12 protein-coding genes are annotated in these 18,588 nt (G+C 68.3%); 4 read left to right on the top strand and 8 right to left on the bottom strand.

Features of this window, described 5'->3' with window-relative positions; all coding sequences use genetic code 11:
- Window positions 1-2 precede the first annotated feature (2 nt).
- Window positions 3-3,683, bottom strand: a complete 3,681-nt coding sequence (locus tag FB468_RS00245; protein WP_342777237.1) for a TM0106 family RecB-like putative nuclease — start codon at window positions 3,681-3,683, stop codon at window positions 3-5.
- Between the two features lie 193 nt (window positions 3,684-3,876).
- Between FB468_RS00245 and FB468_RS00240 the strand changes: the two genes are divergently transcribed.
- Entirely contained in the window at window positions 3,877-5,457 is a 1,581-nt protein-coding gene (locus FB468_RS00240) for a DEAD/DEAH box helicase (RefSeq protein WP_141885574.1), read from the top strand.
- Between the two features lie 86 nt (window positions 5,458-5,543).
- Here the strand turns inward: FB468_RS00240 and FB468_RS00235 are convergent, their stop codons facing one another.
- Together FB468_RS00235 and FB468_RS00230 are read right to left on the bottom strand one after the other, a co-directional pair.
- The gene (locus FB468_RS00235) at window positions 5,544-7,067 is read right to left on the bottom strand and encodes a purine-cytosine permease family protein (protein ID WP_141885573.1); all 1,524 of its coding nucleotides are present in this window, start codon (window positions 7,065-7,067) and stop codon (window positions 5,544-5,546) included.
- Window positions 7,068-7,168: 101 nt separating this feature from the next.
- Window positions 7,169-8,923: a DUF885 domain-containing protein gene (locus FB468_RS00230; RefSeq protein ID WP_141885572.1), complete on the bottom strand. Its 1,755-nt coding sequence runs from the start codon at window positions 8,921-8,923 to the stop codon at window positions 7,169-7,171.
- A gap of 95 nt (window positions 8,924-9,018) precedes the next feature.
- On the opposite strand from FB468_RS00230, the gene FB468_RS00225 reads away from it, so the two are divergent.
- On the top strand, window positions 9,019-9,261 hold the full coding sequence (locus FB468_RS00225; RefSeq protein WP_141885571.1) for a hypothetical protein: 243 nt from the start codon (window positions 9,019-9,021) through the stop codon (window positions 9,259-9,261).
- Between the two features lie 307 nt (window positions 9,262-9,568).
- On the opposite strand, the gene FB468_RS00220 is transcribed toward FB468_RS00225, so the two are convergent.
- On the bottom strand, window positions 9,569-11,089 hold the full coding sequence (locus tag FB468_RS00220) for an aminotransferase class I/II-fold pyridoxal phosphate-dependent enzyme (RefSeq protein ID WP_246055654.1): 1,521 nt from the start codon (window positions 11,087-11,089) through the stop codon (window positions 9,569-9,571).
- A gap of 123 nt (window positions 11,090-11,212) precedes the next feature.
- Here FB468_RS00220 and FB468_RS00215 point away from each other — a divergent pair, with 123 nt between their 5' ends.
- A complete protein-coding gene (locus tag FB468_RS00215; protein ID WP_141885569.1) occupies window positions 11,213-12,148 on the top strand; it encodes a LysR family transcriptional regulator in 936 nt (311 codons plus the stop codon).
- Between the two features lie 106 nt (window positions 12,149-12,254).
- Here FB468_RS00215 and FB468_RS00210 read toward each other — a convergent pair whose 3' ends face one another.
- Complete coding sequence (locus tag FB468_RS00210) at window positions 12,255-14,012, bottom strand: acyl-CoA dehydrogenase family protein (RefSeq protein ID WP_141885568.1); 1,758 nt, start codon at window positions 14,010-14,012, stop codon at window positions 12,255-12,257.
- A 180-nt stretch (window positions 14,013-14,192) separates the two neighbouring features.
- On the opposite strand from FB468_RS00210, the gene FB468_RS00205 reads away from it, so the two are divergent.
- The gene (locus tag FB468_RS00205) at window positions 14,193-14,870 is read left to right on the top strand and encodes a TetR/AcrR family transcriptional regulator (protein WP_141885567.1); all 678 of its coding nucleotides are present in this window, start codon (window positions 14,193-14,195) and stop codon (window positions 14,868-14,870) included.
- Between the two features lie 3 nt (window positions 14,871-14,873).
- Here FB468_RS00205 and FB468_RS00200 read toward each other — a convergent pair whose 3' ends face one another.
- The 3 genes from FB468_RS00200 to FB468_RS00190 all read right to left on the bottom strand — a co-directional run bounded on the left by FB468_RS00200 (window position 14,874) and on the right by FB468_RS00190 (window position 18,562).
- Complete coding sequence (locus tag FB468_RS00200) at window positions 14,874-15,353, bottom strand: Cpe/LpqF family protein (protein WP_141885566.1); 480 nt, start codon at window positions 15,351-15,353, stop codon at window positions 14,874-14,876.
- Window positions 15,354-15,496: 143 nt separating this feature from the next.
- Complete coding sequence (locus tag FB468_RS00195; protein ID WP_141885565.1) at window positions 15,497-16,876, bottom strand: Na+/H+ antiporter NhaC family protein; 1,380 nt, start codon at window positions 16,874-16,876, stop codon at window positions 15,497-15,499.
- A gap of 48 nt (window positions 16,877-16,924) precedes the next feature.
- Window positions 16,925-18,562, bottom strand: a complete 1,638-nt coding sequence (locus tag FB468_RS00190; protein ID WP_246055653.1) for an amidohydrolase — start codon at window positions 18,560-18,562, stop codon at window positions 16,925-16,927.
- Window positions 18,563-18,588: the final 26 nt, after the last annotated feature.

Here is an 18,588-nt window from a genome sequence, read left to right as displayed (position 1 = left end):
CGTTACCCGCGCTCGGTGAGTCGGAGGTAGCCCGAAAGCGCTGCGACGCCCTCGACCGAGGTTGGCAGTCCGTCTCCGAGGCTCGGCGCCGAGAAAAGGTAGCTCGCCCACTGAGCACGGCTAATCGCGACGTTGAGGCGATTGCGCATGAGCAGAAACTCGAGCCCACGCGGCACGTCCTCGGGGCTTGACGCGGCGAGCGTCACGAGCGAGATCGCGGCCTCCTGCCCTTGAAAGCGGTCGACGGTACCGACCCGAACGTGGCCAAGGCCCGCGTCCGCGAGGGCCTCGGTGACGCACTCGACCTGAGCGTTGTAGGCCGCAACGACAATGACGTCAGACTCCGTGAGTGGGCGGCCCCCGCCGGCCGGCCGGTCCCCTGCGTCGAGCAGTTCGGCCGCGGGCTGGCCACCCGCGCCCAGAAGCCGTTCGATCGTTGCGACGACCGCGGCTGCCTCCTCGATAGAGCTCGTCGAATTTCCGCTGTGCTCTACAGGCCGCCAGTGGAGGCCAGGCCCGTCAGCGCCGAGCACCGACCGTTCCAGGGTGCTCGGGTGCGCGTGCAGCCGCCCGGCGTATGACAGTTCTGAGACGACCTCGGTGAGCGCCGGGTGCATCCGTCGGGTCTCGGCAAGGAAGTAGCCGAGTTCCGGGGGCATCGTCTCGCCGCCATCGAGCAGCCACGACAGCGCGGCTTGGTCGACGTGTTCGGGGTGTGACCCCTGCGACACCTGTGGCAGCTGCTGTTGGTCACCGAGCAAGAGCAGTCGCTGCGCTGCAACCGACGCGGCGATGGTGGGTGCGAGCGAGAACTGCCCGGCCTCGTCGATCACGAGGAGGTCGAGGCTGCGCCGCGGGAAGCGATCCTCATTCGAGAAGTCCCACGCGGTACCGCCGATGACGGCGCCACGGCCGGCGAGTCCGTCGACGAACGAGGCGTACCCATCTCGGCCGAGCACGGTGTACCCCGGCTGCTCTGCTCCCGGGGCGAGTTTGCCGCCCTGCGGGACCTTGGCGACGAGTCGGGCGTCGAGCCCCGCGGCGACGACCCCCTCGAGCACGTTCTCCACGACCTTGTGTGACTGCGCAACGACGCCGATGCGCCAGCCGTCGCGTTCCACAAGCTGGCGGATCACCCGGGCGGCGAGGTACGTCTTGCCAGTGCCAGGCGGTCCCTGCACGGCGAGCGCGGCGCGGTCGAGCCCGCGGAGGCTTGCGAGCACCGCACCAATCGTTCGCGCGTCCTCGCTACCGCCGGCGGCGAGCGCCTCGTCGGACCCCGGCGAGACAAGCCCCGCGCCGCCCTGCAGCGTCGGACGTGCGCGCGTCAAGAGCGCGTAGACGGGGTCGCGAGGGGTGTCGCCGAGTTGCTTCGCGGTGACGAGCGAGCTCCCCCACTCTTCGATGGCGCCCTTCTGCCGACCTGCGGGCGGTGGCGGCCCTGGCGTCACCGCGATCGGCAGTGTTTCGAATGGGCTCGAGTCGTTCGGCAGCTTCTCCTCGATCGTCACTCCGTCTTCGTGCCGCTCTACGACCTCCACCTGGCGCGCGGCACGCGCCCCCGGGGCGCCGCCCCACTGCGGAAACGGTGCCGGGTGTTCATACAGCGCAAACATCTGCGCGCCGGGTTTCAGCGTACTTCCCGGAGCGACCTCGCCCCGTAGCCGCACGCGCCGCCGATCGATTCTGGCTCGCGGTGGGCGGTGCCAGCCTTCAACGGTCTCGCTGGCTTCGAAGGATGCGACAACGACGTCGCGCGTGTCAGCCCAGTCTTCGACGGGGTCGACGAGGCGGGCGAAGTGGGCCCACCAGAACGACTTCTGCTCGCGCTGGTGGTAGTCGATGGCGCTCGCAGCGAGTTTGAGGGCGGTGCGAGCAGTTTCGTTGCTCTCGACCTCGGCGAGCTCAAGCAGCTGCGCACCCACCCTGCTGAGCTCGACCGGCGGCTCTCCGGCCCCTTCGAGCAGGTCGGGCGAAGCCTGCGAGATGCCGTCGTCGTGCGCGATGCCGAGCAGCCAGTCACGGAGCCTGAGCGTTGAGACGCAGTCGTACCTGTTGTAGTCAGCGATGTCGTCGAGCCTGCGCTGACCCGCGGCTCGCTCGGCGGCGTCACCCGACGCCAGCTGGGCCGCCGCCTCGGCGTACTCGACGACAGACTGGGCCCCGTTCACGACACCGTCTTCGGCACGCACCTCGACGCCCATGTACAGGGGCTCGAGCTTCTTGATCGAGTACGAGCGAGACCCCACTCGAAGGGCCTGGCGCACAATCGGGTACAGGTCGACGAGCACGTGTTCGCGGAGCAGCTGGTCGACCTCAGCTTCGCACACGCCGTGGCGCGCCGCGATCGACAGGAGGTGGGTGCGTTCGTAGCTCGCGTAGTGGTAGATACGCATCCCCGGATACTGTTCGCGGCGCTCGCGCACGAGCTCTATGAAACGTTCGAGGGCGGCGCGCTCGTCGCGAAGTGAGTGCGCCCAGATCGCGGTGAACTCTTCCCGCGCGTCGACCATGCCGAACAGGTAGTCGAGGTTCCAGTGAGCGGTTCCGTCGCGTGTTTCCCGGTAGAACGGGTCTCCCTCAAAGTCGAAGAACAGGTCGCCTGGGTTCGGCACGGGCAGCGCCGCGAGCGCAGCAGGGGCGACAACTCTGACCTTGGGCGCCGCGGCCACCCCTGGTGCGGCCTCCGTCTGCTCGGTCTCGACCTGCACGGCGGCCTGCAGCGCAATGCGTTCGAGCACCGCGCCGGTGAACCCAGGCACCGTCAGCGACCCGGCTTCGACGCGCGGGAGCGCCTGGGCCACCGCGTCGATCGTGGCGAGGCCCGCGGCGACGAGGGCGTCGCGCTGCCTGGGATACAGCCCCGCGATGAGCAGCGGGTCGCGGGTGCGCTGAATCTCTGGCTCGCACACCTCGCAGCGGCCGCACGCGTTGACGCCTGTGGCGCCCCAGGCGACTGCCGGAGCACTCTCGCGCCTTCCGTCTGAGCCCACTGCCCCAAAGCTTCCGAGCAGGATCCGGTGGAGTCGCGCCCGGCGGCGTCGAAACACCGGCGCGATATCCGCGATCCTGTGTGACGTGCGCTCTCCTGAGCCGAGGATCAGTGTCGCGTCGCTCGCGACCGGCACGCCAATGCGCTCGAGCTGCTCGGCGTACGCGGCGAGCTGCATGAGCGCCGTGACCTTGGCGCGGCGCGCCAGCTTCGTGTCCTGTACCTCGTAGCTCCCGTCGTCGCGCAACTCCAGGAAATCCGCGAACCCGAGGAACGCGATCGCGGGCTCGCCACGCTCTGGCGCGGCGGGCCGCTGCTCAGGGTCGAAGAACGTCGCCTGGAAAACGACTTTCGCTCCCCCTGCAAGGGCAACCTCGGTCTCGGCGGCGACAGAGGCGAGCGCCTCGGGTGTCATCGCAGCGGGTCGCGGGATCTCGACGACGCCACCCGGCTCACCGACGAGACCCGACCCGTAGGTCGCGCGCAGCTCAGAGAGCACCCGCTCTTCGTGTTCGTCACCGAGTGCGCCGGCGCGAGCGAGCATCACGTCGTCGTCAGGCGGCACCTCAACTGCCCTGCCGAGCTTCGCGTCGACCCGGCGCAGGAAGGCGAACTCGCACATGCTCGCCGCGGTGAGGTCGCTCGCGCTCGTGACGAGCAGCGGGCCAGCCGGGGTCTCCCGTACGAACACTGCGCCTCCTTCGTGGCCTACGAGGCCGTTTCATCTGACAACGACGGTACCGCGCGCCACCGACAACGGCGCGCAGGCCGCGCCAAGCCCAAACCCGAGCCCGACCCAACCCCACGCCAAGCCTTAAACCCACCCCGCTCCAAGCACCCACAGCAGACGCCAAGTAGAATGGCAGTACCGGAGGAAATCCTCCATGACATATACCAACGCAGGAAGTACTCAACACCGCGTGACCACTCAGACTTTCGCCGATCTCGGCGTGCCCGCACTCATCGCCCATGCGCTTGAAAAGAACGGCAAGACTTCGCCGTTCCCGATCCAGCGCGACACTCTCCCCGACACGCTCAAGGGCCGAGACGTGCTCGGCCGCGGCCGCACCGGCTCGGGGAAGACCATCGCCTTCGGCATCCCCATCATCGCGAACCTCGCGGGTGGCGAAGAGGGCATCGCGGCCCACGCCGCCGCGAAGAAGCGTCAGCCCTCGCGGCCGCGCGCCATCGTGCTCGCGCCGACCCGCGAGCTCGTCACCCAGATCGCGGAGACCCTCAAGATGCTCGGCGACCCCGCCGGCATCAAGGTCACCACGATCTTCGGTGGTATCCCGCAGCGCCGCCAAGAAGCCGCGCTCGAGGCCGGCGTCGATGTTGTCGTCGCAGCGCCAGGCCGCCTCGACGACCTACTCAACCAGGGCGTGCTCACGCTCGACGGCGTCGAGATCACGGTGCTCGATGAGGCCGACCACATGGCTGACATGGGCTTCCTTCCCGTCGTCACCCGCATCATGAACAAGACGCCGAAGAAGGGCCAGCGGCTGCTGTTTAGCGCGACCCTCGATAACGGCGTCGATAACCTCGTAAAGCGCTACCTTCACGACCCAATCATGCACTCCGTCGACTCGGCTGAGTCGCCCGTGCCGCAGCTCACGCACCACGTTTTCGAGGTATCGGGCAAGGGCCAGAAGGATGCTCTGATCGAGGCGCTCGCGAGCGGCACGGCCCGCCGCATTCTTTTCACGCGGATGAAGCACCAGGCGAAGAAGCTTGCGAAGCAGCTCACCGCGGCCGGCATCCCCGCCGTCGAGCTCCAGGGCAACCTGTCGCAGAACGCCCGCGACCGGAACCTCGCCGAGTTCGTCTCGGGCGAGGCAAAGGTGCTCGTCGCAACCGACGTCGCGGCTCGCGGCGTCCACGTTGACGGTGTCGACCTCGTCGTGCACATCGATCCCCCGGTCGAGCACAAGGCGTATCTGCACCGCTCGGGCCGCACCGCCCGCGCCGGCAACGAGGGTGACGTCGTCACGATCGTGCTCCCTGAGCAGCGCGGCGAGATGCGCCAGCTCATGCGCGCGGCAAAGATCAACGTCACGCCGCTCCAGGTGAACCCGATGGCGCAGAGCGTCGACCGCGAGGTCCTCGACCTCATCGGCGATGTCGCGCCCCGCGTGGATCCGAAGCTCACTGAGCAGCGCCGTGCCGAGGCGCAGGCCGCGCAGCAGCGCGCAGCGGGCCACAACCCGGCTGGATCAGGGTCGTCGACCGGTGCGAACGCGAAGCGCAAGCGCTCGCGCCGCGGTGGCGGTGGCGGACAGGGCGGTCAGGGATCAACGACCGGCGGTCAGGGCGGACAGCGCTCGGGCGGTCAGCGCGGTGGCCAGGGGCAGCGCGGCGGCCAGGGCGGACAGCGCTCGGGCGGCCAGGGCGGACGACCCGGCGGCGGCCGGCCAGGCGGCCAGGGCGGCCCACGTCGCCAGGGCGGCGGCCAGCGCAGCGCCTAACCGGCGACAGCCCAGCAGCTATACAGAGCGAGGGGCTCCCACACCACCAGGTGCGGGAGCCCCTCGCTCGTTCCGGCGAAGGCGCGCTACCGCCCGATCATCTCCTGCTTGTGGATCCTGCCCGCCCGCGCGAACCACGCGACGACGAACGAGAACACGAGCGCGAAGAACACGCCGAGGTTCGCGTACGCCCAGTCGCCGTCCTTGCCCCCGATGAACCCGAGCAGGTATCCCTGCCAGTTGTTCCACGGGGCGTCGGCGGCGAAGCCGTTCGTCACGAGCCCCCAGCCGATCGCCGAAGCGACCGCGAAGATGGCGACCGAGACCCAGTCCCACGATCCGTAGCGGCCGCGCGCGTCGAACAGCGCCACCTCGTCGTAGTCGCGCTTCCGGCGAAGAATATCCGCGATCAGGATCCCGGCCCACGCAGCGAGCGGCACCCCGAGCGTGATGAGGAAGCTCTGGAACGGCCCGAGGAAGCCCTCCGCGAAGAACACGACCCAGATCGTTCCCGCGGTGAGGATCAGCCCGTCGATTCCCGCGGCGGCGGGGCGCGGGATCCGGATCCCGAGGCTCAAGAGCGTGAGCCCCGACGAGTAGATGCCGAGCACGGCACCCGAGACGAGCGCGAGCACCGCGGTGAGCAGGAACGGGATGAGCACCCAGACCGGCAGCAGTGTCGCGAGGGCGCCGATCGGGTCGCTTCCAACGGCGTCCATGAGCTCCGGGTCGGAGCCTGCGAGCAGCAGGCCAAAGACGACGAGGATCACGGGCGCGAGCGCGCCCCCGATCGTGTTCCACAGGATGATCGAACCGTCTGACGCGTCGCGACGTTGGTAGCGCGACCAGTCGGCGGCGATGTTGATCCAGCCAAGGCCGAACCCTGTCATCACCATGACGAGCGCCCCAATGACGTTCCCGGCGCTCCCGGCGGGGATCGCCATGACAGCGGCAAGGTCGATGTGTGGCGCCGCGAGAACGATGTAGAGGACGGTCACGGCGCCCGTGATCCACGTCAGGATCGACTGCATCTTCATGATCGTGTGATAGCCGAGCACGGAGGCGACGACGATGAGCGCGGCGACGACGATCGTCGCGACGAGCTTCACTGCGACCCCGCCGTCGCCGCCAAGCTGCGTGATGACCGTCGCGGTCGCGAGCACCGCCATGATCGCGAGGAACGTCTCCCAGCCGATCGAGGTGAGCCAGGAGATGATGCCGGGCACCTTCTGGCCGTGCACGCCGAACGCCGCGCGCGACAGCACCATCGTCGGCGCCGACCCGCGCTTGCCCGCGATCGCGATGACACCGCACAGGAAGAACGACACGACGATGCCGATCACGGAGACGGCGGTCGCCTGCCAGAACGAAATGCCGAAGCCAAGCACGAACGAGCCGTACGACATCCCGAACACCGAGACGTTCGCCGCGAACCACGGCCAGAACAGGTCACGGGGCCGCGCGGTGCGGGCGCCCTCGGGCACGATCTCGATACCCGTGCGCTCAATCAGTGAGGGCGATAGTTCTTCGTTGGACACGTTGGCCTCCGTGAAGCGGTAGGCGCTCCCCCGTGGAGCTCCCCTCCAACCATCTTTCCAGAGACCGGCCATTCTGGGCAGGAAAATGTGACGCGGCCCGCCGCCCGACGCTCGGGAGGAGCGTGGGCGACGGGCCGCGTCGTGGTCAGGGGCTGCGACTCTAGGCTGCGACTCTAGTCCGCGAGCTGGCCGCGCATTGCCGCTTGCAGGGTGTCGAGCCTAGTGACGCCGAGCTGCAGTGCCTCGCGGTGGAAATCGCGGATGTCGAACGCCCCGCCGCCTGACTCGGCGCGGCCCTTGGCCTCGTCGCGCAGCTCCTCCCAGATGCGCTGCCCGATCTTGTAGGAGGGAGCCTGACCCGCCCAGCCGAGGTAGCGGAGCACCTCAAAGCGCACGAAGCCGTCGTTCATGTTGACGTTCTCTGCGAGGAACTCGAACGCGTAGTCGCCGTCCCAGACACCGCCGCCGTCGGGGCGCTGCTTGCCGAGGTGTACACCGATGTCGAGCACGACGCGGGCGGCGCGCATGCGCTGGCCGTCGAGCATGCCGAGCCGGTCGGCGGGATCGTCGAGGTAACCGAGCTGCTCCATCAGGCGCTCGGCGTACAGCGCCCAACCCTCGGCGTTCCCCGAGCTGCCCGCGAGCTGGCGGCGCCACTCGTTGAGCGTGCCGCTGTTCACGACGGCCTGGCCGATCTGCAGGTGATGCCCGGGCACACCCTCGTGGTAGACGGTCGTGAGCTCGCGCCACGTGTCGAACTCGGTGACGCCCTCGGGCACGGACCACCACATGCGGCCGGGCCGCGAGAAGTCGCTCGAGGGGCCGGTGTAGTAAATACCGCCCTCCTGCGTCGGGGCGATCATGCACTCGAGGGTGCGAATCTCCTCGGGAATGTCGAACTGGGTCGCGCCGAGCTCGGCGACGGCGCGGTCGCTCGTCTCCTGCATCCACTTCTGCAGCGCGTCGGTGCCGTGCAGCTTGCGCGAGGCGTCTCCGTCAAGGTGCTTGATCGCGTCGGCGACGATTCCGGGGCGCGGCTTCTCGCCCAGGATCTCGCCTGCAATGCGCTCCTGCTCGTCGACCATGCGACGCAGTTCTTCAACGCCCCACTCGTAGGTCTCGTCGAGGTCGACCTTCGCGCCGAGGAAGACCTCAGACGCGAGCTCGTAGCGTTCGCGCCCAAACGCGTCCATCTCTGGCGCGTGCGCGGCAAGGTGGGTGTCCAAGAAGTTCGCGAGTCCAGCGTACGCCTCAGAGGCTTTGCCTGCGGCCTTCGCGAGATCCTGACGGAGCGACTCGGGCACCGACTCCCCCGCGCGCTCTGCCAGCTCAGCGAAGAACCCCTTCGGCTTGTCGCCCGGGGCGGCGCCGCCCGGCACCCCGCCGCGAGGCTGAATGAGCGGCGACATCCCCGCGGTGCGGCGCAGCTGAGCCGCGACCTCGCGGACCTGGCGCAGCGCGGGCACCAGCCCGCGCGCGACTCCTTCGTCAAGCGACTCGCGGTACGACCGCATCGCTTCGGGAACGGCGGCCATGCGCGCCGCGATGTTGGCCCAGTCGCCCTCGGTGTCGCTCGGCATGATGTCGAAGATGTCGCGAACCTGCTGGCTCGGTGATTCGATGACGTTGAGGTTGCGCAGGTCTTCCCCGGCCGCGTGACGCGCGAGCGAGAGCTCAAGCTCGGCCGTCAGGTCGATCTTCGTGACGCGGTCGACGTCGTCAGCGGGAGTCGCTTCGCGGAGCTTCGCGAGGGTGTCGCGCATCACCCCGGCGACGGCCTCTGACCCGGCGGGCGAGAAGTCGTTCAGGCGGGCGTGGGCGCCCTCGCGGCCGATGTAGCTGCCGGTGATCGGATCGTGCTCCGTGAGCGCGTCAACCCAATCCTCAGCGATCTGGTCAATGGCGGTAGATTCGCGTTCGAGACTCATGAATAGAGCTTATCCACGCGCCGCGGAAAAATAGGGCAGAATAGACAGGGTGCGCTGCATGATGCCGCGCGCTCACAGATTTCTGAGGAGACACAGTGAAGATCCGCACACGCATCGCAACCGCCGCTTCTGTCGCGCTCGCTACCGTTCTGGTCAGCGCGCCCGCGTTCGCGTCGGAGGGCGTCGAGAAGGTCGACACGCACGCACCGTTCTCGGCAGCTGGCCAGCCCGTTGACGTTGTCGCCATCTCGATCGTCGGCATCGTGCTGCTCGGCGTCATCCTGCTGACTTCGACGCTCGTCGGCAACCTCTTCGAAAAGAGCAAGAAGAAGGCCTAACGCTTCTTCGCACAGGGCGGGTGCCGGCTCTTGCCGGGCCCGCCCTTTGCTGTGCCCGGACGCGGCAGCACGCCCCGCCCGCGCGAGCCAAGCCAGGCCAAGACGAGCCCTGCCTGGCCTGGCTGGTGGCACCACGCCTCGTCCGCACAGGAGAGCCCCTTCCCCGCAGGCCTACCCCAATCGAACGGTTGGGAAGTACCTCTTGTGCGGGGAGGGGGCTCTTCAGCGGATGGCGGCGGTGCCAAGCACAGGCCCGCCGGCCCGCGAGGCTTCCCAGCGCGCGAGCCGGCCCGACCAGATCTTGTACTTAGTTGGCGCTCGCCGTGAGGGGGTCGCGTACGACGCGGAACGTCGCGACGAGCGGGTCCGCCGCACCGCGCACGTACCCCGTCGGCGACGAGGCAACGGCCTGCAGGAACGTCACGGTCTCCTCCGTGATCTCCTCGCCGGGCACGAGGTTCGGAATGCCGGGAGGGTACGCCGCGAGCGTGTCTGCCGAGATCTGACCGATCGCCTGGTGCGCTGTCACGACGATGCTCTCCGCAAAGAAGGCGGCGCGCGGCAGCATGCGCAGCGTGCCCGCCTCCGGAAGCTCCGGGAACGCGCCAAGCTCGCTCGGTCCGCCGTTGCTCTCGAGTGCCTCAGCGGCAACCGCTTCGAGACCCGCCATGACGCGGTCGATGTCGGGGGTGGCAAGAGCGCCGATCACCGCAACGATTGTCGTGGCCGTCGACATCTCAAAGTAGACACCGTACTCAGAGATCATGCGATCCCGAACCCAGTGGCCGCTCTTGCCGAGGCGCGACACGTCGATCGGGATGCGCAGCGGGTCGACACTCACGATGTCAGGGAAGTCGCCAAAATCGTCGCTGATCACGGTGAAGTATTCGCTCGCGCGAAGCCGCTCGCGGAACTCCTCCGAGAGCTCGATCGAGCGCCCGATCTGCTCTTTCCCGTTCATGAGCGCGTGACGGGCCGAGTCGAGCGACCCCATGAGCAGGGCGCTCGCGGAGGTCGACGCGGTCATCGTGTACGAGCGGTTCACGAGCGGCTCGAGCCGATCGGCGAACTCGGTGTCGCCCATGTGCAGCATTGCCGACTGCGTGAACGAGCCCGCGAGCTTGTGCGTGCTCGAGATGACCAGGTCCGCGCCGAGCCGAACGGGCGACTCGGGGAGGTCGTCATGGAACCCGAAGTGTGCGCCCCACGCGCCGTCGACAATGAGGGCCGCGCCGTGCGAGTGCGCGACGCGGGCGAGGCCAGCGACATCCGCGGTCGACCCGAAGTAGCTCGGCGACACCACGTAGACGCTCTGCACCGCGCGGCCAGCATCAGCCTCGGTCGAGAGCGCCTCGTCAAGCACCTCGGGGGTGAGGCCGTGTGCGATGCCGTGGTCGTGGTCGACGTTCGGCGCGACGAACGCGGGGATGAGGCCCGCGAGCAGCACGCCGTCGGTGAAACTTGAGTGCGAGCTGCGCTGCATGAGCACGCGCTCGCCGAGGCCGCGGACAGCGAAGGCAGCCGTGCGGTTGCCCTGCGAAGCGCCGTTCGTGAGGAACCAGGTGCGGCGAGCGCCCCACGCGCCGGCCGCGAGCTCGAGCGCCTGCGCGAGAGGGGATCCTGGCCCGAGGTCAATCCCGTCGAGCATGAGCGGCACGTCAAGCTGCACTGCACGGTCACCGAACAGCTTAGCGAGGTGCTCGCCGCCCGCCTCCGGCGCACAGCCGTGCCCAGGGACCATGAGGCTCTGCGGACCGGCGTCTGCGTAACGTTCGAGCGCGGACGCGTAGGGAGCGTCCTGTTGGGTCACATGATTCTCAATAGGCATACCTTTCATAGTGGCCTCGCGCAGCTCACAGGAGAACCCCCGATTCAGCTCCCTAGAGACATATACTGTATGTATCAGGGCGCTGAATTCTTCGCCGCAACCTCAGCTATTCCGGGAGCCCACATGATCGATCTCCGCCAGCTTCAGGCACTCAGCGCGGTCGCCGCCGAGGGCTCCGTCGCCCGCGCGGCAGCCCGGCTCGGGTGGAGCCAGCCAACGGTCGATTACCACCTCAAGAACCTCGACAGGCTCGTCGGCACGGAGCTCACCGCGCGCAGCAGCAGAGGCTCCCGCCTCACGAATGCAGGCCTCCTCATGCTTGAGCGCGGCGAGGAGATTCTCGGCCTGGCCGATCGCACGCTCACCGACGTGCGGGACCTCGCCGAACTGGGGCACGTTCGGCTCCGCTTCGGGATCTTTCCGACCGCGGCGGCGCGGATCCTGCCCGGCATCGCCACGCGCCTCTCGGAGCTCGGCATCGAGCTCGATGCCACCCTCGCGGAGGTCATGCCGCTCGTCGGCGGCGTCAACCAGCACACGCTCGACGCCGCACTCGTGTACGCGGCGGGCAGCTACGCGTTGCCCCTCAGGTCAGAAGTGCACACGACCCACGTGTTCACCGACCCGATGCTGCTCGCCCTGCCGGCGCACCATGAACTCGCGAACATTGAGGAGTTCGACACGGCCACGCTGCTGCAGCTTGGCAGCGCGAACTGGGTGATGGGGTCGACGCCGGGCGACACGCTCGACGACCTCGTGCGCGAACTGTTCGACGAGACCCGCGTGAAGCTCAACGTGCCCGTGCGCACCGACGACTACGCCGTGGTACTCGGTCTCATCGCGGCGAACATGGGCGTGGCCCTCGTCCCCTCGCTCATGCGAAGTAGCGCCCCAGAGGGCGTCGTGCTTCGGCCCATCGCCGACGACAGGTTCACGCGCGAGCTGCTGCTTGCGGCCCCCGCGGGGCCCGCCGGCCCGAGTGCCGCGGTGCGGCAGCTCGCCGAGGCCGTGCGGCGCTCGATCAGCGCGCTCGATTCAAAGCACACGGTGCAGGTCTAACAACTCGTACACGCAGCCCGGCCGACGACGAGGCCCGGCGCGAAAACGCAAGCGGACGCCCACCACCCAAGTGACAGGCGCCCTGCGTCACGCGAGAGGGATCGAACTACTCGCCGATCTCGCCAGCCGCGACGGTCTCTGCGAGCGCGTGCACCTGCGCGAGGTGGTGCGCGCTGTAGAAGTCGGCCTCGCTGAGGCGGCGCACGTCGTCGGCCGAGCGCTCGCTGTGCCCGAGCACCGCGGTCGCGATCGTCGCGTGCATCCACCCGCCAACGAGGGTCGCGAGCATCTCCTGGAACGGCACCGACACCGCGAACGCGTCGCGCGGGCTCGACGCGAACCCCAGGAGCGCCTGCGTCGCGCGCTCGGCGGAGGCCACGGCCCGCTCGGTGCGCTCTGCCACGCGGGTCGCGGTGGTGTCGCCCGTCGCGGTGAGCGCCTGGAGCTGCTCGCGAATCATCGCGAACACCTGCCCGATCGTCTGACCACCGTCACGGAGCACCTTGCGCCCGACGAGGTCGTTCGACTGGATCGCTGTGGTGCCCTCGTAGATGGGCAGGATGCGCGAGTCGCGGAAGTGCTGCGCCGCGCCGGTCTCCTCAATGAACCCCATACCGCCGTGCACCTGCACAGCGTCAGACGACACGTGCACTGCCTGCTCGGTGAGCCACGACTTGAGAATAGGAACGAAGAGCTCTGCAAGTGCCCCCGTGCCATCGGATTCGGCGCGGTCGTGCACGTCGCCGACGAGCACGGAGAATGCCCGCATCGCAGAGATGCGGCTCGACATCGACAGCAGCAGGCGACGAACGTCGGGGTGACCGGCGATCGGCGTGCCGTCTGGCAAGCCGAGCACGGCGCCCTGCACGCGGGTGTGCGCGTACGAGAGCGCGCGCTGGTAGGCGCGGTCTGCGACGCCGAGGCCCTGCACGCCGATGCCGACGCGCGCTTCGTTCATCATGACAAACATGCCCATGAGGCCCTGGTTGAGCTCGCCGACGAGGTAGCCCGTCGCGTCTTCGAACTGCAGCACGCAGGTCGGGCTCGCGTGGATGCCAAGCTTGTGTTCGAGGCCAACCGTCACGACGGAGTTCCGCTCGCCCGGAGCGCCGGCTGCGTCGAGTGTGAACTTCGGCACGACGAAGAGCGACAGGCCGCGGTGCCCCTCGGGCGCACCCTCTGTGCGGGCGAGGACGAGGTGGACGATGTTGTCGGCGACGTCGTGGTCGCCCCAGGTGATGAAAATCTTCTGGCCGCTCACGGCCCAGCTGCCGTCACCGTTGTCGCGCGCCATCGTGCGCACGGCGCCAAGGTCACTGCCGGCCTGCGGCTCGGTGAGGTTCATAGTGCCGGTCCACTCGCCGCTCACAAGCTTCGGGAGGTAGGCCGCGCGAATCTCGTCAGAGGCGTTCGCCTGGATAGCTCGGATCGCACCGTGGCTCAGGCCGGGACAGAGCGCAAAGGCGGCGTTCGAGGCGTTCCAGAACTCCGAGAGCGCGGCAGTGACGGATCCGGGAAGCCCGTCTCCCCCGGCCTCCTCAGCGACCGAGGCCGACACCCAGCCCGCCTCGGCGAAGGACTTGTAGGCCTCCTTGAAGCCGTCGGGCGTGCGCACGTTTCCGTCGACGAGCTGCGAGCCCTGCTGGTCGCCGACGCGATCCAGCGGCGCGAACACCTCGGCGGCGAACTCGCCAGCCGCTTCAAGGGCGTCACCCGCGTCTGAGGCGCTGAGCGCGCCGCCGGTGGCGCGGGCCACCACATCGGTTCCGAAGGCCTCGCCGAGCAAGAAGGCGTAGTCCGCGACAGGCGGCACGTACGTCGCAGCGTCGGGAACACTCTGCGGGGCGAAATTTGCGATTGCCATACTCGACACTCCATCGTTTGTCGTCCGGTGCGCGCCAGGGGTCGCGGCGCGCGTCACCAGAAGTATGCCTGACACTCAGTCTCAAAGCAAGGACACCCAGAGGCTGAGACCCGAGAATTCCGCTTGCGGCTGCCAAAACATATGCGAGACCGCGTCTCACCCCTGTGCTAGCTTTCACTCATGAGCGACAGGAACGCGCCCCCGCAGACAACGGCAGCGGCGTCACCGCAGGCGACAGCGGTGCGCTACCTCACCGAGCACGGCTACGAGCAGACAACGACGAGCAGCCTTGCTGACGCGATCGGCATGAGTCGCAGCACCTTTTTCAGGCGGTTCGGCAGCAAGGAAGACGTCGTCTTCGCCGACCACGACCTCGCGCTCAGCCAGCTGCAGGAGCAGCTCGATGCCTCAGAGCTCAGCGCGTCGGCGACCATCGCCCAGGGCACACTCGAGGTCTCGCGCGTACTCACGCGCGACCCCGTGACCGCCAGGATGCGCTCGCAGCTGCTCCGCAGCACTCCCCTACTCCGCGAGCGCGAGCTCGTCATCACTCACCGCTACGAGCGCATGTTCCAGCGCTACCTCGCGCGGGTCGCCGCCCCTGGCACCCCGGACTGGGGTTCGATCGCTGCCGCCGCCGCGATCGTCGCCGTTCACAACGCCGCGCTGCGCCGCTGGATGAAGTTCGGTGACAATCACGCGTTCGAAGAGCTCGAGCGCGAACTGACTGACCTACTGGGCAGGTTCGCCCCGTGGTTTGGCGGCGAGCGCGGCGCATCGCGCGTTGTCGTCACTTCGTTCAGCACGGATATCGCCCCCGAGGACGTGCTGCGCGCGGTCGCCGCGCAGCTCTCGTAGCCGCTAGTTCGCTGCCGGGCGGATCAGCATCTCGGAGATCGTGCCGTCGGGCTCGACCCGCACCTCGAGCGAGAACGATTCGGAGTTCGCGGCGGTGATTCGTGCCGCGCCAAGCACGTCGCTCACATCGGTGTACGCAGTGGTCTTAAAGGGCTTCAGGGGTCGAACGCCCTCGTTCAGCTGCGCCGCGAGATCTTCCACCGACACCTGCGCGAGGAACTCCTTCGTGAACCGGCCCTCGAGCTGGTCGACGGTCACGTCGGTATCGGCGTTCAGCAGGCCGAGAGCCCACTCGATCTGGCCCGCCGCCGCGGTCTCCGGGATCACGACGACGCCGCCCGGGTCGCTCGTCTCGGGGGCCGCGCTCGGCGACGTGCAGCCCGATAGCAGGAGACCCGCCGTGATCGCGAGCGCCGCAGCTGCGCCACCCGCGCGCCGGCGCGAAGTTTGGTACTGCGAGAGCGAGGTGAGTGGTGCGCGCATGCGTGGCCTCCGTGGGGTCGCTTGATGGGGTTCTCGTGCCAACCTATCAACGCTCTGTGTACGCCGCACAACGACAAGGGGCGCCCCACCGCTCTCGCGGCACGGGGCGCCCCAGTCGTGGCCGACCGTGAACCGGCGCGGTGCTAGCCCCCGAAGGAGACGTAGCCCGCGATGAGGTAGGCGATGAACGACAGCGCCGCCGCGAACCCTGCGTAGGGCAGGATCGAGAGCATGAGGTTCAACGGCTTCACGCCAACCGACTTCGACGCGAGAATCATGCCGTCGCCGTACAGGCAAGTCGTGGAGCCAAGCGCAGCACCCGAAAACACGGCTGCGCCGGCAAGTACGGGGTCAACGCCAACGGCGATCGCGAGCGGCAGCACGACGGGCGTGATGACCGCCGCGAGGTCCCAGAACGCACCCGTGGCGTAGGCGTACAGGCCGCACACGAGGAACACAATGGCGGGCAGCAGCGCGCCGTTCATGATGGGCTCGGTCGCGCCAATGACCCAGTCGGCGAGCTGGAGGTCCATGTTGATCTGCTGGACCATAAAGGCGAGCACGAAGAGCACCATGACGTAGGCCATGCTCATGATGCCCTCGAACGCCTGCTCCACGACGTCCTTGAACGTCATGCGGCGCTGGACGAGGTAGAGGATGATCGCGACGACGACAGCAGCCGCTGCGCCCTTCACGATGTCGACCTCGGTAAGGATCGTCACGACGACGAGCGTGATAATCGGGATCAGGAAGTTGAAGGGAAGCGGGCGCTTGCTTTCGGCACCGTCTTCGGCGAGCTCGAAGGCGCGCTCTTCGGGGGTAAGCCCCTCGGGCAGCGGGTCGCCGGTGCGGTCGACGCGCAGCTGCTCACGCTTGAGCGGGCCAACGAGCGGCAGCACGCCGAGGGCGAGGAGCAGGCCAACCGCGAGCGCGATCCAGCCGAAGAAGACGTAGGGCAGACCTGCAATGTAGGCGCCGAAGCCCGAGCCGTTGACCGTGACGCCGTCTTGCTCGAGCAGCGCGGAGAAGAAGATCGCCCAGGTCGAGAACGGGATGACCACGGCGATCGGAGCCGACGTCAGCTTGACGATCGAGCCAAGCATTGTGCGGGGCACGTTGTAGCGGTCGGTCACGCGCTTCATGGAGGTGCCGACGGTGAGCGCGTTCAGGTAATCGTCGATGAACAGCGCGATCGTCAGCAGCCAGGTCAGCAGCAGCGACTTGCGGCGGGAGTTTACGAACCGCTCTGTCCACTTCGCAAAGTCGTTCACCGCCCCCGACACGTTGAAGTAGGCGATGAGAATGCCGAACAGCACGACGACGAGCACGAGCCAGTGCACGGTCTCGTTTGACAGCGATGAACCGACGAGCCCGACGAGGGAATCGAAGAACCCCCAGCCGCCGATGAGGATCGCGCCGACGATGGCGCCCGAGAACAGGCCGAGGAGCGCTCGCTTGGTGAGCACCGACACGACAAGGACGGTTATGACTGGCAGCAGCGCCAGTGCAGTGTTTTGGACCACGGTGGCCTTTCGAGGGAGCGACGGTGCCGCTCGATGGGTGGGATGGAATTACTCGGTGTGGGAGGTGTGGAGCCCGTCGAGATACGTCGCGCGTACGGGGAGCTTGGCGAGATCGTCGCCTGGCACCTCGAGCGGATCTTCAGACCACACAGTGAGGTCTGCGTGTGCACCGGCACGGATGATGCCGAGGTCGTCGTCGCCCTGTGCGAGCGCTGCACCGCGGGTGTATCCGTGGAGCGCCTGAGCGGCGGTAAGTCGTTCTGCTGGCTCGTAGACGAAGCCATCCGTGTCGCCCGGGGCGCGGCGGAGCATCGCCCAGGCGAGGCCCACGCGCGCGTCGAGGTCGGCGATCGGCCAGTCCGAGCCGAGGGCGAGCGGGGCCCCCGCGCGGAGCACCGTGCCCGCCGCCCAGCCGCGCGATGCGCGCTCGGGGCCGAGGCGGCGAGCCCACTCGTCGCTCCCGTCGGGGATGCGCCACTGGAGGTGCGGCAGTTGCATGGACGCCGTGATCCCGCTCGCCGCGAGGCGCACGACATCGGCCGGGGTGAGCGTTTCGAGGTGCTCGATGCGGTGCGGCACCCCGGTGCGCGCGATCGGGCCAGCCGCTTCGTACGCGGTGATCGTCTCGCCGACCGCGCGGTCACCAATAGCGTGGGTCGCGATCTGGAAGCCCGCCTGGGTAAATTCGCGAACGGTCGCAGCGAAATCAGCCTGGTCGGGCCAGAACCCAGTCGTGCCGTCGCCGTCGGCGTCGGCCTCATAGAGCCAGCCGGCGCCAGTATCGATCACGCCATCAGCGTAGAGCTTGATGACGCCGCCGCGCCAGCGGCTACCGCCTCGGTCAACCTGCGCTTTGATCGCGGCACGAACCTCGGCGGAGTAGCTCGGCTTAATGTCCATCGCGCTCACGATGCGCACGGGCAGACCCATGCCGGTCCCATCGAGCGCCTCGAGCAGGTCGAGGGTCTCGGTGTTGCCGTCCATGATCGACCCGCCGGTGAGGCCCGAGCGGCGCATCTTTGCGAACGTGGCACGTGCTGCCTCGAGCGTCTCTTCACGGCTCGGCTTCGGCGCGATCTCGAGGATCGGCTGGTACGCGCTGTCCTCGCGCAGTTCGCCGGTCGGCGTCCCCCCGGGGCCGACAACGATCTCCGAGGTGTCCTCGAACGAGCGTGCGCCGGTGATACCGGCTCGCCGCAGGGCCTCCGTGCTCGCGACCGCCGTGTGGAAGTCGAAGAAGAACACCATCGCGGGCAACTCCCCCACGACGTCATCGAGGAACTGCGAGGTGAGCGGCGCGCCGTCAAACACGGCGTAGTCGAGATTCCACCCGCGGACCCAGCCCCCACTGGCTCCCGCGCGCACCCGCTCGGTCTCGGCGAGCAGCGCTGTGCGCAGCTCGCGGAGGTCTCGCACGCCGCCGAGATCGGCGCCCTGGCACAGTTCGACACCCTGGATCGGGTGCAAGTGAGCATCGATGAGGCCCGGCGTGACCGTCGAACCGCTCGCGTCGTCCACCCGGGTGCGGGGGCCACGGAAGGCTTCGTCGATTTCCTCGGGCTTCCCCAGCGCGAGAATTCGACCACCGGCGATGGCAATGGCGCGTGAAGCGTCAGAGCCGTCGCCAGCCACCATTGAGTGCACGCGCGCGCCCGTAATGATCAGGTCTGCGGTCGTTTCTCGCACGGTGGTCCCCCTTGGTTCGTGTGACC

It is taken from the genome of Leucobacter komagatae (genome assembly GCF_006716085.1).
Taxonomy (GTDB): domain Bacteria; phylum Actinomycetota; class Actinomycetes; order Actinomycetales; family Microbacteriaceae; genus Leucobacter; species Leucobacter komagatae.
Note: the sequence above shows the minus strand (reverse complement) of the source record. Positions and strands in the feature narration are given on the sequence as shown.

Coding starts and splice junctions, on each gene's coding strand:
- FB468_RS00240 (WP_141885574.1), top strand. CDS start 3,877: ATGACATATACCAACGCAGGAAGTACTCAACACCGCGTGACCACTCAG.
- FB468_RS00235 (WP_141885573.1), bottom strand. CDS start 7,067: ATGGCCGGTCTCTGGAAAGATGGTTGGAGGGGAGCTCCACGGGGGAGC.
- FB468_RS00230 (WP_141885572.1), bottom strand. CDS start 8,923: ATGAGTCTCGAACGCGAATCTACCGCCATTGACCAGATCGCTGAGGAT.
- FB468_RS00220 (WP_246055654.1), bottom strand. CDS start 11,089: ATGCCTATTGAGAATCATGTGACCCAACAGGACGCTCCCTACGCGTCC.
- FB468_RS00215 (WP_141885569.1), top strand. CDS start 11,213: ATGATCGATCTCCGCCAGCTTCAGGCACTCAGCGCGGTCGCCGCCGAG.
- FB468_RS00210 (WP_141885568.1), bottom strand. CDS start 14,012: ATGGCAATCGCAAATTTCGCCCCGCAGAGTGTTCCCGACGCTGCGACG.
- FB468_RS00205 (WP_141885567.1), top strand. CDS start 14,193: ATGAGCGACAGGAACGCGCCCCCGCAGACAACGGCAGCGGCGTCACCG.
- FB468_RS00200 (WP_141885566.1), bottom strand. CDS start 15,353: ATGCGCGCACCACTCACCTCGCTCTCGCAGTACCAAACTTCGCGCCGG.